The sequence below is a fragment of the Acinetobacter sp. 24-47-39 genome (genome assembly GCF_056783825.1).
Genome location: NZ_JBWYIP010000001.1, coordinates 519,833 through 536,158, shown reverse-complemented (window position 1 = coordinate 536,158; position 16,326 = coordinate 519,833). Strand labels below are relative to the sequence as shown.

Sequence of the window (16,326 nt, the reverse complement as noted above, 5' to 3'; positions counted from 1 at the left end):
TCCGCAGATTATGCACGAATGTTAAGAAATCCGGAGTGCAAATATCAACCAAAAAGAAGATCGTTTTTTGATTTATGAAAGAGATCTAATATAAATATTTAATTTTTTTTCATTAATTATAAGTAAAAGATATCCCCTAAAATAATCTCACCCTTAGTCTTAAATTTAATTATATCACTATATCTCCCTTAATTATTACAAGTTAAAACTTCATTTTTATAAAATCTATTTAATTTTTAGATAAAGATGTATTAAGATTTTACCAGGCCATCATCATCCTTTTTTATTGCAAAAAACTATAAATTATATGTAAAATATACTGGCATATTAATTGATTTATATTTTAAATACTGAATTTAAAAATTCACACAACAACTTACAAAAAATCTCGATCCGACAAAATAAAACTTCTTGCTTTTAAATTATGATGATTATTTTAAATTTAAATTTTATTCGAAAGATATATATACTTATATACACTTGCAAAATACTACAATTATTTAATTACCAATAACAACCAACTCAAAATTACTCTATCTAACATTAAAAAATTTCGTAAATTACTCAAATTGCGTATTGAATATATTCTCAATACGCCGTAATTTTACAATTATTATTTAATCTATAATTCACTTAACATTAGGTGAAACCATATTCTCAGGTACAACGACTTCATCAAACTGCTCAGCTGTGACTAAATTCAGCTCTACAGCAACTTGTTTAAGTGTTTTACCTTCCTTATATGCTGTCTTAGCAACTTTTGCCGCGTTTTCATAACCAATCACAGGATTCAATGCAGTAACTAACATCAACGAGTTATGCAAGAAATAATCAATCTTATCTTGGTTCGGCTCAATCCCCACAGCACAATGCTCATTAAAGCTATTACATGCATCACCTAGCAGCTGAATTGATTGCAGTAAATTATAAGCAATAACCGGCATAAAAACGTTTAATTCAAAATTACCTGAAGCTCCAGCGATATTAATCGTCGTGTCATTACCCAAAACCTGCGCAACAACCATCGTCATAGCTTCACTTTGAGTAGGATTCACCTTACCTGGCATAATACTCGAACCTGGTTCATTTTCAGGAATACGAATCTCCCCAAAACCACAACGAGGACCACTCGCTAACCAACGAATATCATTGGCAATCTTATTTAAACTCGCAGCAACTGTTTTCAGTGCGCCAGAAGCAAATACTGCAGCATCACGTCCTGCTAGTGCTTCAAACTTATTCGGTGCAGTCACAAAAGGTAAACCCGTAAGCTCAGCCAATTTTTTTGCTGCATTTACAGCATAATCAGGATGAGCATTTAGACCTGTCCCGACAGCTGTACCACCTAATGGCAATTCATATAACCCTTCTAAAGCTTGCTCTAGACGCTTTAATCCATGATCGAGTTGGGATACATAACCACTGAATTCCTGGCCTAAAGTTAACGGCGTTGCATCTTGTAAATGTGTACGCCCAATCTTAACAATATTTGAAAATTCTTGAGACTTCTGATGTAAAGTTTCACGTAAAGCTTGAACTGTTGGAATCAATAACTCATTGATCTGTAAACTAGCAGCGACATGAATCGCTGTTGGAAACGAATCATTTGTAGATTGAGCTCGATTAACATGATCATTTGGATGAACGGGTTTCTGTGCTCCAAGCGGATTACCCAGCTTTTGATTCGCAATATTTGCAATGACTTCATTACAGTTCATATTACTTTGAGTACCAGAACCTGTTTGCCATACCACCAATGGAAATTGACTGTCCCATTGCCCCGTAATCACTTCTTCTGCTGCACCCACAATATAATTCGCCAATTCAGCAGGAATTTGATTTAACTCAGCATTGGTAAGTGCAGCCGCTTTTTTGACCAGCCCCATACCACGGATCATCGCACGAGGAAGTCGCTCACCACCAATTTTGAAATTTTGCAAACTGCGCTGGGTTTGAGCCCCCCACATGGCATCACTTGGTACTTCTACATCACCCATCGTGTCGTGTTCTATACGTGTTTGCATATCAGCCTCAAATATTTCGCTATTCCTTGGAAGAATCATGTTTGATTCGGATTCATCCACCGTTGATTTGATGCTAATCAAAAAAACCATAAATGTAAATGATTATCATTTTAATTATTAAAGGTGCTTTGATAGTATCGCCATTGATCTTCAATCATTTGTTCTAGTGATCGATGTGCTTTCCATTTCAATAATTCAAATGCTTTTAAACTATTCGAACCAATTTGATCTAATTCTTGGAAAACATAATCAGTTTCCTCAATTCGAATTTTTGTTTCAGTCACTTTTTCTACCGTATTAATCAAGTTTTGAATTGAACTTGGCTGACCTGCGATATCAAATGCTTCGCACGTTGATCTTTGATTAAATAACCACTTTAAAGTTGCAATGACTGCCTCACACACATCAATGACATGCACAAAACTTCGTTCAACCGTTTGGTCTTTTGTCTTGGCATTCTTTTGTAATTGAATGGAATCGCGCTGCATGGCTGCGACTTGTAACACCAAAGGCAAAATATTTTTAGGTAAAGGGGCAACCACTTCACCCAAAACTCCATGTTCAAAAGCACCAGCTACATTTGCTAGTCTCAGGATCGCAATACTCCATTCTTCGTCCGTTTTAGAGGTATCACGGATGATCTCTTCAATCATTTGCTGGGATTTAATATAAGGGTTTGGATTGGCAAAATTGAGAGGATGTTCTTCATTTAAATTCAAACTCGAAGTGCCATAAACCGCTATACTTGAAAGATGCAATAATGTTCGTACACCAGTTCGTTGCATTGCACGCATCAGACTCATAATGCAACTGACATTATCATTATAATATTCAAGCGGTTTTAAGCGAGACTCCTCTAAAGACTTAAATCCTGCAGTATGTATAACAGCACGGATTGAGTACTGCTCAAAAACTTTATTCAGAGCAGGCGTATTTCTAACATCTAGCTTTACAAAAGGTACATACATTCCAGAAATATATTCAAGACGTTCAAGTGTTTGTAAATTCGCATTGGCAAGATTATCTACAATGACGACTTCTTGACCATGTGCCAATAAGCTTAAAACAACGTGTGAACCTATAAAGCCTAATCCACCTGTCACTAAAATCATTGTATACTACCTTTTTGTTTAAAAGCCTGAACAAGCTATTTTCAGTTTGATCACCCTATGCGAAGTTTTAAATGAGTACGTTATTACTAATTACCTCGGCACCTAGCTCAATCCATGCTTGGCATGCATTAGGACTCGCACAATCATTGCAAGCGAAAGGCGAAATTTTTCGAGTTTTCTTTTATCAAGACGGCGTTCAAGTTGCAAACAACTTACAGTGGTCGCCAGATGATCAAAGAAGTCTCACACAAGAGTGGCAAAAATTAAATATCAAACTTCCTGTTTGCGTAAGTGCTGCCCTAGCACGTGGAATCACTGATGCTGAAAATGCTCAACGCCATCACATTGAGTCCCATAATCTGGCTGAAGGTTTTCAGCTGGTAGGACTCGGTGAATTGGCAGATGCTGTCTCATCTTCAGCACGTCTAGTTCAATTCTAAATTATTCATTTTTCATTGATTGTTGCAATTGAAAGGTAAATTGTGTGAAATCTGTACTGGTTATATTAACCCAATCAAATCTCAACTCGCTACAAGTTCATGAGAGCCTTTCTGCAACCATGGTTTTAGCAACTTTTGGCGCTGAAGTAAAAGTTTTATTGCAAGGCTCAGCCTTAAGTTTACTCCGTTCCGAATTAAGCTTCGAACCCATTAAACATGCGTTTAAACTGGCTTCCAACCTCGTCGATAGCTTTGAGTTTTACGATCTAAGCCCTATTTTGGTTGAATCCAATCAACAAGATAATCCCTTTGTTCAACATACTACGCATGAGATTAAATTTATTGAATTTAATAAAGAGTTAATTCAAAGCTTTGACCATGTGCTGCATTGGTAACTCATATGACCGATAAAACACTTTATTTAATACAATCTCAATTTGCAAATACAGAACATTGTATTCAAAAGGTTCAAAAGACATTGGATAGCAATGATGCTTTAGTCCTTATGGGGGATGCGGTGTTGGCATTGTTTACACCATCTTTACTTACGATTCAAAACAAGGTCTACGTTTTAGATCGAGATGCTGAGTTATTACCTTCACATCTATTGAACGGCGATTATTTTCAAATTGAAGTGATTGATTACACCACTTTTGCAGATATCATTCTGGGCTTTACACGCTGTATTAGCCTTAAATAAAACAAATTTATTGACTTAGGTTTTACCATGACCACTGAATTATCCCTTGAACTCGATCAAGATGGTCATTTAGTTGACTATACCATTTGGAATGAAAATGTAGCGCAAGTACTCGCGAATACGCTCGATCTTGAGCTAACAGCTTGGCATTTCGAAGTATTGCATGCGGTTCGCCAGTTCTACGCTCAATTTGGCCATTCTCCTGCAACTCGTCCCTTAATTAAATTTTTAATGAAACACGTCAGCGCTGACATTGATAATGCAGTATTGCAAGAAAGGTTTAAAACAGGCCTAGTTGCTCGCCATCTAAGTCGATTAGCCGGAATACCAAAACCAGCCAATTGTCTGTAAGCCAAAGCTACTTTTTTGATTTACATAGTATAGTGAGTCAGTTCAGTTCGTAGCTTAAAAAATGAATTAATCAGTGAAATAGATATTAAAAAACCCGCTATGCAGCGGGTTTAGACATCACCTAGACTAATGATGGTTAAGATGTCGCGTGTCAATCAGGGAAATTGGAATACGTCAACTCAACGCAAAAAATTATAATAAAGTTCGAGTTATCAATTCAGTCCAAATTCATATCAATATCTGACAAATTTGCTAGTTTGCGCTACACCAATCATCAATTGTCATGCCCGATTGTTGAAAACTCGTAGATTGCTGATTTAAATAAAATTGCGCAATACGCTTCATTACATGTGCTTGTTCAACTTGAATAAAATGGTCTGCTAAACCAACAATGTTTTGATAGGCCTTTAACCTTCCGCATAAAGCAAGTTGTTGCTCCATCGGTGTGGCTGTACTGTGTTCATCATCTAAAATTTGCTTGGTTTGTTCGATCAGCTGCATTTCATGATCCAGTTTTTGCTGATACGCCATTTGTTGTGCATCAATCAAATCATTCGCTACAACCTGTTGTGATATAACAAAACTTAAACCTACAAAAATCAACCTCACCCATAACATGCGCATTAGATTCCTAAATCAGGCTCAGCTTTCCAAACATCCTCATAATCATCTCGATCAATCATAAAACGGAAACCTGTTTCCAATGCAAGAAATGGAATGGCATCGGGTAAAATTTCTTCAAGCTCTTTCACCGTCATAGTCTCAAAAAAATCTTCGCCCTCGCCTAATTCACCACCATAAATAAACCATGCCACTTTCTCACCTGGTTCAGGCTTATTACGTAAACCGACGATTGGCTCTTGATCTAAAGTATGCTTAGCCACAGCTACAACATCATCTTCATTCACTTTGATGTAAGCAGAATCAAACTCCTCACAGACTAATTTTTGCTCTTCAATAAAATCTTGCAACATGGATGATTCCATTTTCATCATAAATTCAGACCTAATTTTAAGCATAGTGTCGTATAAGCACAATCAATCCGACGAAACAATCTGTTTTTACAATGTTTTTTTTGCTATCTTGATTTTGTTACATATTCAAGATTAAATGGGGGGAATTTCATATGAGCAGCAATTCAAATATTTCAGCAACAAATACCGCTTCTCTACATGGTGGTAAACGTGCCAATGCAGGTCGAAAATCACAGTTTTCAGAAAAAACAGTAGTAATGCGTGTTCCTGAATCAAAAGTGATTCAAATTAAAGAATGGTTAAAAATACGACCTGAAGATGATTTCAATCAACAAATTGAAATTTCACCAATCCAATTTAGAACACGTTTAAAAATCGCCTATCCTATTGAATCTGTGGCAGCAGGTTTCCCTTCCCCAGCACAAGATTATGTAGAAGGACATATTGATCTAAATGAATACTTGGTTCACAACGTAGCATCTACTTTTATACTACGCGTAAATTCTTTATCAATGAAAAATGCAGGGATTGAAGTTGGTGATCAAATCTTGATTGACCGGAGTTTGAATGCAGAACATGGTGATATCGTCTTGGCGCTGATTAATAATGAATTCACAGTAAAAAGATTAATGTTAGAAAAACAAAATGATGGAACGATCCTTTTATGGTTAAAAGCCGAGAATCCAGACTACCCTGACATCTATCCTCGTAGCGAAGAACAAATCATGGTCTGGGGTGTAGTGACTTGTATTTTAAAAAAACTGAAATAAATTGATCTAAGCAGTTCACCCTACTCCTATGCAAAATATTTATCATCAAGAGATTTTTGCGCTCATTGATATTAATAACTGCTATGTCAGTTGTGAGCGTGTATTTAATCCAAGTTTAAATGGTCAACCGGTCGTTGTTTTAAGTAATAACGATGGTTGTGTCGTATCTCGTAGTGAGGAAGCAAAAGCTCTCAATATTGGCATGGCCGTGCCATGGTATGAAATTGAAAAAGATATGCTTAAAGCTGGTGTTAAAGTATTTTCAAGCAATTATGCCCTCTACGGCGATATGTCTAGTCGTTTTTTCACTATTTTAGAGCAACACTTTCATGCAGATTCAGATCTAGAGCCCTATTCAATTGATGAATGTTTTATTCGTCTAACACATTATCAAAGTCTTTTTGATTTAGAAAAATTTTGTCGAGAATTAGTCGACCGTATTCAACAATGGATCGGTTTACCTTGTTGTATCGGGATTGGTTACAGTAAAACACAAGCTAAACTCGCCAATCACTTTGCCAAAAAACGTTCTGGTTTTAACCGAGTGTGTTCTTTATTGGATTTGGATCCATGCAGTTTTGATCAATTACTTATAGAAACCTCAGTATCGGAAATTTGGGGCGTAGGTCGAAAAATTAGTAAACAACTTGAAAGTTACGGTATTTATAATTGCTATGACTTAACTTTTGCCAATGAACACTATTTGATGAAGCAGTTTTCAGTGCTCATGGGGCGTACCATTCGTGAGCTAAAAGGTCAGTCCTGTATTTCACTAGAAGATCCTTATTTACCGTCTAAACGAATCTTAGCATCACGAAGTTTTGCATCAGCATTAAAGGATAAAGCATTAATCAAGCAAGCCATGATTTTTCATTTAAGTCGGGCTCATGAACGTTTAAGCAAGCAAGAACAATTATGCGCCTGTGTCCATGTGTCTCTTTATGAAAAAATTCCAGTAAAACCATTCAAGAAATCACATTCTCATGTAATTGGTTTGGAATATCCGACGGATGATTTATTACTCTTGACGCATGCAGCACAACAGCAAATTGATGTTTTATTTAAAGAAAATATACGTTATGTAAAAGTTTCCGTCATGTTTTCTGCTTTGAGTGCTAAAAAAACACATACACATGACCTTTGGCAGCCTCATGATTTAATCCAGCAGCGAGATTCACTCATGACAACAATTGGCGCTATGAAAAACCGCTTTGGAAAGCATTGTATTCAAGTGGGCTATCATACCAATCAACAACAATGGAAAATGAAGCAATTACACCACTCTCCACGCTATACCACCTCATGGTCAGAAATGCTAACTATTGATGACTCACATATGGCGGTTACACAAAACAAATGAATACTTTTGGTCAATTCGGTTTAAAATAGCAGACTCGAAGAATTAAAAGAAAAATGTAATTTTTTAACATTGCCAATTGACTGCAAAGTTCTCAAAATACAGCTCATTGACGACATTGTTTTTTTGCTATTTTTGAAACAAAATATAAATGAAAAGCTTAAAAACATGCCATAATATGCAAACTTTGCAGACATCTTGCAAGGTTATATTGCAACTTTCATATTGGAGCTGTCTTCATGAGTTCGACCATTTTGGTCATACATGGACCAAATTTAAACTTGCTAGGAAAGCGAGAACCTGAAGTTTACGGACATTTAACTTTAGACGATATCAATCATCAACTCATACAGCAAGCTCAAGAAAGTTCAATTCAACTTGAAACCTTCCAAAGCAATTGGGAAGGTGCCATTGTCGACCGAATTCATCAAGCCCAGATTGATGGTATAAAATTTATCATCATCAATCCTGCTGCACTGACCCACACCTCAGTAGCAGTACGTGATGCCCTATTAGGTGTTGCGATCCCATTTATTGAAGTTCACCTTTCAAATGTTCACGCACGTGAAGCATTTAGACACCACTCTTATCTCTCAGATAAAGCTGTCGGTGTCATTTGTGGACTAGGCGCACAGGGTTATTCATTTGCATTAACTCATGCCGTGCAAAAAATTCAAACTTCTACACATCTTTAACCTTAGGAATACGAATTCATGGATATTCGCAAAATTAAAAAGCTCATCGACTTAATGATTGAATCGGATCTTCAATCTATTGAAGTAAAAGAAGGTGATCAATCCATTGCTTTAGCGCGTCGTAATCCTATCGTAGCCGCTGGTGTTGCACCAATACAATCTGCTGCGCCAGAAGCTCCAGTTGTGAAACCAGCTTCTCGTGGTGCTGTTGAAACCTCACCAATGGTTGGCGTGTTCTATGCTGCACCAAGTCCAGGCGAAGCACCATTTGTAAATGTAGGACAAACTGTTTCAGCAGGCGAAACGCTTGGAATTATTGAAGCAATGAAAATCATGAACCCAATTGAGGCAACTCAAAGTGGTGTGATTGAAGAAATTTTAGTTAAAAATGGTGATGTAATCCAATTCGGTCAACCTTTATTCCGCTACCGCGCGTAATCGTTGGGGGTTGGTATGTTGCAAAAAGTTCTCATTGCCAACCGAGGTGAAATTGCACTGCGTATTACACGTGCTTGCAAAACACTCGGTATTAAAACAGTCGGTATCTACTCGGTTGCCGATAAAGACCTCATGCATTTACGCTTTGTTGATGAAGCCGTTTGTATTGGTCCTGGTGCAAGTAGCGAAAGTTATCTAAATATTCCTGCAATTATTACAGCAGCGGAAGTGACTGGTGCAGATGCAATTCATCCAGGTTATGGCTTTTTATCAGAAAATGCTGAATTTGCTGAGATTGTAGAAAGTTCTGGTTTTATCTTTATTGGTCCACGTCCTGAACATATTCGCCTTATGGGGAATAAAGTGTCAGCGATTATGGCGATGCGTAAAGCTGGTGTACCAACCGTTCCAGGTTCAGCTCATGCTGTAACACCAAACAATGCCTTGGCTGAAGCAAAAGAGATTGGCTTCCCACTTATCGTTAAAGCTGCTGCTGGTGGTGGCGGTCGCGGTATGCGAATTGTTGAACGTGTTGATACACTGTTGGAGTCTGTACAAGCAGCTCAACGTGATGCTGAAATGTGGTTCGGTGATGATACGGTTTATATGGAACGTTTCCTTCAAAAGCCACGCCATGTTGAAGTACAGGTGATTGGCGATGGTAATGGTCACGCCGTACATTTATATGATCGTGACTGTTCATTACAACGTCGTCATCAAAAAGTGCTTGAGGAAGCTCCTGCTCCAAATCTTCCAGAAGAAGCTCGTGCTGAAATTTTAGCAGCTTGCGTAAAGGCATGCGAATTAATGCAGTATCGTGGCGCAGGCACGTTCGAATTCTTATTTGAAGATGGTGAGTTCTTCTTTATTGAGATGAATACACGTGTTCAAGTAGAACATCCTGTGACTGAAATGGTGACGGGTGTCGATATTATTGAACAACAACTTCGTGTAGCCGCTGGTCTTGGTTTGAATCTAGAACAAGATCAAATCAAAGTACACGGTCATGCAATTGAATGCCGTATTAATGCAGAAGATCCAACCACCTTCCTTCCATCACCAGGTAAAATCGAGCAATTCTACACACCAGGTGGTGCAGGCATCCGTTTAGATTCTCATATCTATCCAGGTTATAGCATTCCACCTTACTATGATTCGATGATCGCAAAATTAATCGCACATGGTAAAGATCGCGAAACCGCTTTGGCTCGTATGAAACAAGCCTTAGATGAAATGATCTTAACTGGAATCAAAACCAATATTCCGCTACACAAAGATCTCATCCTTGAAGATAAGAACTTTGCAGAACAGGCTATGGATATTCACTACTTAGAGAAACATTTGTTGAAACAGGTACAAGGACATAGCGAAGCTGAGTAATTACAGCTTTACAAGATGAATAAAAAAGCCTCTTTTTCAGGAGGCTTTTTTATTATTGAAGAATAGGCTGCAAAGATTTTAGCTCATGGCAATATACGATTAAGTTTTGCAAAACATTGTCCACCCTTTTCAGATGCACAGAAATTGATTTGATTCGGATTGTCCCATTTTACAAAATATTGAGACAAATCTCCTGCCTGATCTACTTGATTACCAGAGCAGTCTTTTTCATTGTTCTCATAATTGACTTGCATGACCAAGGTAGGCAACAAACCCGAAGAGCTGTCTTGAGATGGTTGATACTCAAATAAACCGACCGACCACTCTTTAGCACTATTCACGACCACCTCATTGTTACCACGGAAATTATAATACTCAACACATTTTTTATTATTTGGAATTTCCATTCCCCATAAACCTAAAATTTCTGGGCGCATGTTGATTCGAATATTATTTTCAGGCTGTTGTAAATCAGCACCTTTAGCTTGCGCTTGGACATTTTGATCGGCAGAAGAAAAAGACGTCATTAATAAAAGTAAAGGTGCAAAAAAAACTGTTTTTTTCATACAACATCTATAGGTCAACGTTTAGAGCTAAATTAGCACATTTCAGCAAGAAAACTCATAGAATTAACGTGATAAGAACAATTTTATATAAGAAAATGAATTCCCTATTGATGAACTTTAAATCATCAGCAGTTTAATGCGATCTATTGATTTATTAGTGCAAAAATATATTCTTATCAGAATAATATTCATTCTATACCTCACAGAAAGCTTAAAAATATAAGATTTTATGCAAGGGAATATACGTTAAGTATGACCATATGGATACGAACAGAGCTGATTAAAAACAATGCACAATCTTTTTTGATTGTCATGCTCATCATTACACTTTGTGCTTTGGCTGGAATACTTGGTCGACCTCTCTCATTTCTTGCAATTTTCTGGCCTGCAAATGCCGTACTACTTGGTCTTTTTTTAAGATTTAGTTATCTCAATAATCTTGGTGGCTGGCTTGGCGCCTTTTCTGGGTATATGCTTGCAGACCTAGGTACTGGCAACACTTTACAACTTACTTGGTTGTTAACTCTTGCTAACTTGCTAAACCCATTAGTGACCTTATACCTACTGAACCGGTTAAAAATCAATTATCAAGAATTCAATAAAGGTCTTACATTTGTTTACTTATTTTTAATTAGTGCTTTTGGAGGGTGCCTAGCGAGCCCAACCTTTGCGATTTTAACCATCCCTTATGTTCCTAACAGCTTTATGGAGCTCAGCCGTATTTGGGTTGATTTTGGCATGTGGTGGAGTGGTGAAATTCTTAACTTTGTCGCTTTTTTGCCTATTGTTCTCGCATTACCAAGCAAAACTATAGTTCAACAATATTTTGTAAATCAAAAAAATCAACGTTTAAGTTTACCCCTTATCTTACCCTTCGTATTTGTCGTTGTATCTGTAATTCTAACTCACTTTTTTATTGGGCCTGGCGCCATCATGTTCCCGATTGGAGCACTCATCTGGGCAGCATTAACCTACAATTTATTGTTGGTTGCAATCATCAACTGCTTTGTATGTATGTTCTTATACAACAGCTTAAGTGCATATTATCTAACAGAATCTCCAGAGGCATTTATTTCGACAACACTGTCTGTTCGCATCGGTCTTTTCATGCTGGCTTTAGGCCCACTAACATTATCAATTATTAGTTTGAATCGCCAAAAGCTATATCACCAAATATTATATTTAGCGAACCATGACAGTTTAACAACGACTATGAATCGCCGATATTTTTATGAAGAAAGCGAAAAGACGATAGACTCAACTCATAGGGAGGTGAAATCCAATATTCAGAGCGTGTCTATTTTACTACTCGATATTGACCACTTTAAAAAAATTAATGATCAATATGGACATGAAATAGGTGATATTGTTCTCAAAGACTTTAGCAATATCGTCAGATCTCAAATTAGATCAAATGATTTATTCGGTAGAGTTGGCGGTGAAGAATTTGCCATCTTAATTAAAGATAGTAACCTACCAGCCTGCATTGAAATCGCACAGCGTATATGCGACCGCGTGGCAGAAACACCGATTATGATCAGGCAAAATCAACATCTCAATATTAGTGTAAGCATAGGTTTAAGTTATCAACAACTTCCGTCTGGCACCCCATTCCAACAATTGATTAATCGTGCAGACGTTGCCCTTTATCAAGCGAAATCTGCAGGACGAAATAGATTATGCGTGGATCCGCAATTACTATTTACTCAAACATCATAAGTCACTATCTTGCTTCAGTGGGCTTGAGATTTGGTAAAGCGGATAAAAATATTAAACCAATCAACGTTGAAGCTCCTGCAATGATAAAAATATAGCTGCCAGAAATCAGCTCCCAATATTGTCCTGCCAATACGCTTCCAGATGCCACACCTAAGCCCCACATCGTACTATACAAAGCTTGAGCTCTACCCTGCTGCCCAGCAGAAAAGTGCTCAAATATAATGCGCATCGCCAATAAGTGAAATAAACCGAAACTAAATGCATGCATTGTCTGGGAGAAAAATTGAAGAACAAAACTTTCAGGAAATAAACCAACAATCAAAAACCTAAGCCCAGTCATCCATAAACAGATCGCAACCAACTGACGCCATGTAAAACGATTTAAAAAAAATGATGCATAGGCAAACATCATGATTTCAGCAATAACACCTGTTGACCAAAGAAATCCTGTTGCTGTGGTACTAAATCCAGATGACTGTAAGTAATTGCTATAAAAACTATAGAATGGTGCTTGAGCAAACAACATAATGAACTCAATTAAGAAAATTGCTTTCACAATTGGTTGTTTTAAAACTGGAATAATGGATTCAAGTGTTTTTTGGGCTTTTGGTGCGCCCTTCGGTTCTTTTACTGTAAATGACCATAAGAACGCTAGAAATGAAATACTCAGTAATAAAATCGGGAGATACTGAATATCGATGATTTCAAGAATTAGACCAATAAAGAAAACACCAACAATAAACCCAATCGATCCCCATTTTCTCACTTTGCCATAAAGTTCATTTCGTTTTTCGCCTAACCAAAATAATGTAACGCCTTCAAATTGAGCAAGTATCGCATTTTGAAAAAAGCTGAAGATCAACATTAACAAGGCAATTGATTGAAAATTATTAGGTATAATAAAAATGAGGAACCATATACTCGCTTCCATCCATGTTGCGATTCGCACCAATAGCATTCTTTTACCCGTTTTATCCGCCACCCAACCCCAAATAAACGGCGCAAAAAAACGTGTCATGATTGCAATTGCACTAAGCCCCCCAATCTCTAAAAAGCTAAATCCCTGATCTTGCAGATATAGACTCCAATACGGCATGAAGGTACCAACAATCGCATAGTAGAAAAAGTAGAATCCACCTAATTTTGTTTTAATTGGCAACGCTTGTATCATATTGCAATTACCAGTATTTTCAATAAGTTAATATCATTTAATAGTTGCATACATTTGTTACCACTTAGGTGTAATTGCACTTCATCAGTCTACAAATCAGTCTACAAATTTATTTTTTTGTAGACTCTTCATTTTTTGTAGACTGAAGATATTTACGTCTTAGAAAATAATTCTGTGATCATTTTCATGAGAATTAATTGTTAGTAAGTTACTAAAGAAATTTTATACTTTACCTATAAGGTTTCCTACCCAATTTTGCTATTTCTCTTTTTTGAGAATTCAGCGGATAGCATAACTTGCAAAGTATTGAAAAAATTTCAATCTATAGATTGAATCGTACTAGACTGGGGTAATAGAGTTTGATGAGGAAATTACTGCTAAATTGCTAATGTAAAAATTTATGACAATGCATGAGTAAGAGTTTTTATAAATTACAATTATATTAATTTAAATATTATATTAATAATCTATTAATATCAGGCACTCATAATAAATATTTCTAAAACTATAAATCTTGATACATATTCAGGGTATCTATTAATAAATATAAGGCACATGCTGAGTTTGTCGATAATACTATTGACAATTCAAGGACAATCATTATGTCAAATTTCACAAAGTCAAGTGACTCTAAAACCCAGCAACAGAACCAGCAACAATCAAATCCTGCAGACGATAATACGCAAAAAGCTCAGCAAGAAAAAAATAAGGAACAGCAATTAAATGCTGAGAACAGACAAACTAAAGATGCTCCGAAAGAGCATACTGAGGTTGAAGTTAAAAAATAACTTATAACTCAGAATTCTTAAATCATTTAAAAGGTTTAACTCCTTTTAGGTGATTAGGATAAATAATGAATATTGTTAAAGTTAAAGTCCATAAAATGTATGAAAACTTTCACAGAAATCCAGCTATTCAATATGTTGGGTTTTTTGATGATAATAATGTATTAATCAGCTTATACGATAACAATAATATTAAACTCATTAATAAAATCGGGACGTTGCAATGGGTAAGCATTGCTACTAATCAAGCTTACTTTGTTGAAATACCAGATTATATTAGTGCCGAGAATTAAACTCATGATGATTAAATACCCTCAAGTAATCCTCGTTTTTCACAAAGAGTCAAACCACAGTGATCGTAGATGTGCTTGGGCAAACTATAATTATCAAGGGAAACTAAATAACATTACGGATTTTTATGGCCAGAATTTATCTCTTTACGATGGCAATAAAGTTGTCATCGATGGTGATATTTGGGTTCTGGAAAGTCATCTACACAAGGTATATAGAGATAGAGGTCGCAAATGAAAAAAATTCTAAGTGCATTCGATTTAAAACGTAATTTATATTTCAGAAAATTAATGCTCGATGGTGATTACAAACAAAATGTATATGATTTAAAGCATAGGAATAATTATGATTTATATGTATATAAATTAATAGATAGTGAATCAGGCAGAAAACTGTACTTTAAAAATTTTATTATATTTAAATAAATTAGCCCTCATTTAGAGGGCTATCCCTTTACTGATTAGCAATAATTACTTTTGAGATTTCCCTGGCAATCAACCATGCTTGATCTTGAATTAGCTTTGCTTCAGCATCATGAGAGATAAAACCAACTTCAAGGATTAAACCTCCATTTTGTACGAAAGCCAATTTGCCTCGAGCCGATTTAGATTGATCAATCCAGCCACTATCTCCACGAAGTCGTGAACCTGTGATTTTCTGAACGGCTTTAGAGATCTCTTGAGCCAATTTCTTATCTTTAGGTAATGAGATTGTTTCAATACCAACAGCAGTTTTGTTTGCTGCTGCATTCATGTGAATCTCTAGAGCAATTTTAGAGCCTTTGATCAATTTGAGTGCTGAAGACAATGGATCGTTCTGAGTGCCGATACCATCAGTTTTCACCTGTAAGCCCGCCTGCTTTAGGTAATAAGCTAAAGCATTTCGAATGGTTACAACAAAATCGGCTTCTTTAAGATTGCCATTTACCGCACCAGGATCAGAATTTGAATGCCCTGCTGTTACAGTTACAAACTGATTAATGCTATGCAGTTCAGGTTGAGCCTTCAAGCGAGCAAGAATCATAGCTACACCAACAAAACACCCGACAAATTCTTTCCATTGTTCGGGAATGTAGTTTTTAAGCTCTGGTGGAATAACATTCCACACCTGTACAAACTGATCACAGAATAAAATTAAGGCATAAAAAAAGGCGCTAAATGCACCTACTTGTACTGACTTGAGTTTCCAAGCCTGTTTCCAATTTTCAATTAATTTCATTTTCTATCCTCTCTGAGGCTTTTCATAATAGCCACATCTTGTTTGAGTTGATTGATTGTATTAATGGTCCACGAAGCACTAGTTATAGATATGCCGAGTAGAATTGTTGATGCCCATTTAAGTAAACCTATCGCACCTTGAGCACGATTGTTTTCACGCTCAAGCGCCTCAATCTTGATACGATGCTGATCAAGTGCTTGGTGATACCCTTTGTTAATGGCATTTGATTCAATAAGTTGTTCAGACACTTTTTGGAGTTTGTCTGTTACTTCATTTAATTTTTTCCAAATTGATGCACTAGGTTCATTCACTAACGCCCCCTTAAAATCGACAAT

20 protein-coding genes are annotated in these 16,326 nt (G+C 36.5%); 12 read left to right on the top strand and 8 right to left on the bottom strand.

The window, feature by feature from the left end:
- Nucleotides 1-629: 629 nt before the first annotated feature.
- Complete coding sequence (gene fumC / locus AC1M9C_RS02670) at nt 630-2,024, bottom strand: class II fumarate hydratase (protein ID WP_481953180.1); 1,395 nt, start codon at nt 2,022-2,024, stop codon at nt 630-632.
- 110 nt (nt 2,025-2,134) lie between these two features.
- Nucleotides 2,135-3,136, bottom strand: a complete 1,002-nt coding sequence (locus tag AC1M9C_RS02665) for an NAD-dependent epimerase/dehydratase family protein (protein WP_481587414.1) — start codon at nt 3,134-3,136, stop codon at nt 2,135-2,137.
- Nucleotides 3,137-3,207: 71 nt separating this feature from the next.
- Here AC1M9C_RS02665 and tusD point away from each other — a divergent pair, with 71 nt between their 5' ends.
- From tusD to AC1M9C_RS02645, 4 genes are read left to right on the top strand one after another with little or no spacing between them, the layout of a single operon-like run.
- Entirely contained in the window at nt 3,208-3,576 is a 369-nt protein-coding gene (gene tusD / locus AC1M9C_RS02660) for a sulfurtransferase complex subunit TusD (protein WP_035267807.1), read from the top strand.
- Between the two features lie 44 nt (nt 3,577-3,620).
- Complete coding sequence (locus AC1M9C_RS02655) at nt 3,621-3,971, top strand: hypothetical protein (protein WP_481587415.1); 351 nt, start codon at nt 3,621-3,623, stop codon at nt 3,969-3,971.
- 5 nt (nt 3,972-3,976) lie between these two features.
- Nucleotides 3,977-4,276: a DsrH/TusB family sulfur metabolism protein gene (locus tag AC1M9C_RS02650; RefSeq protein ID WP_481587416.1), complete on the top strand. Its 300-nt coding sequence runs from the start codon at nt 3,977-3,979 to the stop codon at nt 4,274-4,276.
- A 27-nt stretch (nt 4,277-4,303) separates the two neighbouring features.
- Nucleotides 4,304-4,627, top strand: a complete 324-nt coding sequence (locus AC1M9C_RS02645) for a TusE/DsrC/DsvC family sulfur relay protein (RefSeq protein WP_481587417.1) — start codon at nt 4,304-4,306, stop codon at nt 4,625-4,627.
- Nucleotides 4,628-4,879: 252 nt separating this feature from the next.
- Here the strand turns inward: AC1M9C_RS02645 and AC1M9C_RS02640 are convergent, their stop codons facing one another.
- Nucleotides 4,880-5,251, bottom strand: coding sequence for a hypothetical protein (locus tag AC1M9C_RS02640; protein WP_481587418.1), 372 nt, complete (start codon nt 5,249-5,251; stop codon nt 4,880-4,882).
- Nucleotides 5,251-5,601, bottom strand: a complete 351-nt coding sequence (locus AC1M9C_RS02635) for an immunity protein Imm33 domain-containing protein (RefSeq protein WP_035267817.1) — start codon at nt 5,599-5,601, stop codon at nt 5,251-5,253. Before AC1M9C_RS02635 ends, AC1M9C_RS02640 begins: the two co-directional genes overlap by 1 nt.
- Before the next feature lie 152 nt (nt 5,602-5,753).
- Here AC1M9C_RS02635 and AC1M9C_RS02630 point away from each other — a divergent pair, with 152 nt between their 5' ends.
- The 5 genes from AC1M9C_RS02630 to accC all read left to right on the top strand — a co-directional run bounded on the left by AC1M9C_RS02630 (nt 5,754) and on the right by accC (nt 10,241).
- Nucleotides 5,754-6,371, top strand: coding sequence for a LexA family protein (locus tag AC1M9C_RS02630; RefSeq protein WP_257219868.1), 618 nt, complete (start codon nt 5,754-5,756; stop codon nt 6,369-6,371).
- A 28-nt stretch (nt 6,372-6,399) separates the two neighbouring features.
- Nucleotides 6,400-7,731: a Y-family DNA polymerase gene (locus AC1M9C_RS02625; protein WP_481587419.1), complete on the top strand. Its 1,332-nt coding sequence runs from the start codon at nt 6,400-6,402 to the stop codon at nt 7,729-7,731.
- Nucleotides 7,732-7,967: 236 nt separating this feature from the next.
- Complete coding sequence (gene aroQ, locus AC1M9C_RS02620) at nt 7,968-8,423, top strand: type II 3-dehydroquinate dehydratase (protein WP_035267826.1); 456 nt, start codon at nt 7,968-7,970, stop codon at nt 8,421-8,423.
- 18 nt (nt 8,424-8,441) lie between these two features.
- A complete protein-coding gene (gene accB, locus AC1M9C_RS02615) occupies nt 8,442-8,861 on the top strand; it encodes an acetyl-CoA carboxylase biotin carboxyl carrier protein (protein ID WP_035267829.1) in 420 nt (139 codons plus the stop codon).
- 15 nt (nt 8,862-8,876) lie between these two features.
- Complete coding sequence (gene accC, locus AC1M9C_RS02610) at nt 8,877-10,241, top strand: acetyl-CoA carboxylase biotin carboxylase subunit (protein ID WP_481953179.1); 1,365 nt, start codon at nt 8,877-8,879, stop codon at nt 10,239-10,241.
- 83 nt (nt 10,242-10,324) lie between these two features.
- Here the strand turns inward: accC and AC1M9C_RS02605 are convergent, their stop codons facing one another.
- Nucleotides 10,325-10,807 (bottom strand): hypothetical protein, encoded by a 483-nt coding sequence (locus AC1M9C_RS02605; RefSeq protein ID WP_035270703.1) that lies wholly within the window; start codon nt 10,805-10,807, stop codon nt 10,325-10,327.
- A 252-nt stretch (nt 10,808-11,059) separates the two neighbouring features.
- On the opposite strand from AC1M9C_RS02605, the gene AC1M9C_RS02600 reads away from it, so the two are divergent.
- Complete coding sequence (locus AC1M9C_RS02600; RefSeq protein ID WP_481587420.1) at nt 11,060-12,526, top strand: GGDEF domain-containing protein; 1,467 nt, start codon at nt 11,060-11,062, stop codon at nt 12,524-12,526.
- A 4-nt stretch (nt 12,527-12,530) separates the two neighbouring features.
- On the opposite strand, the gene AC1M9C_RS02595 is transcribed toward AC1M9C_RS02600, so the two are convergent.
- Nucleotides 12,531-13,694, bottom strand: a complete 1,164-nt coding sequence (locus tag AC1M9C_RS02595; protein ID WP_481587533.1) for an MFS transporter — start codon at nt 13,692-13,694, stop codon at nt 12,531-12,533.
- Nucleotides 13,695-14,299: 605 nt separating this feature from the next.
- Here AC1M9C_RS02595 and AC1M9C_RS02590 point away from each other — a divergent pair.
- Both AC1M9C_RS02590 and AC1M9C_RS02585 read left to right on the top strand, forming a co-directional pair.
- Nucleotides 14,300-14,485 carry a hypothetical protein gene (locus AC1M9C_RS02590; protein ID WP_481953178.1) on the top strand — a complete coding sequence of 62 codons (186 nt, stop codon included), beginning with the start codon at nt 14,300-14,302 and terminating at the stop codon, nt 14,483-14,485.
- A 65-nt stretch (nt 14,486-14,550) separates the two neighbouring features.
- Entirely contained in the window at nt 14,551-14,775 is a 225-nt protein-coding gene (locus tag AC1M9C_RS02585) for a hypothetical protein (protein WP_481590017.1), read from the top strand.
- A gap of 451 nt (nt 14,776-15,226) precedes the next feature.
- On the opposite strand, the gene AC1M9C_RS02580 is transcribed toward AC1M9C_RS02585, so the two are convergent.
- Nucleotides 15,227-15,991: an N-acetylmuramoyl-L-alanine amidase gene (locus AC1M9C_RS02580; protein WP_481953177.1), complete on the bottom strand. Its 765-nt coding sequence runs from the start codon at nt 15,989-15,991 to the stop codon at nt 15,227-15,229.
- The gene (locus AC1M9C_RS02575; protein WP_481592616.1) at nt 15,988-16,302 is read right to left on the bottom strand and encodes a hypothetical protein; all 315 of its coding nucleotides are present in this window, start codon (nt 16,300-16,302) and stop codon (nt 15,988-15,990) included. The genes AC1M9C_RS02580 and AC1M9C_RS02575 overlap by 4 nt, the downstream gene beginning before the upstream one ends.
- Nucleotides 16,303-16,326: the final 24 nt, after the last annotated feature.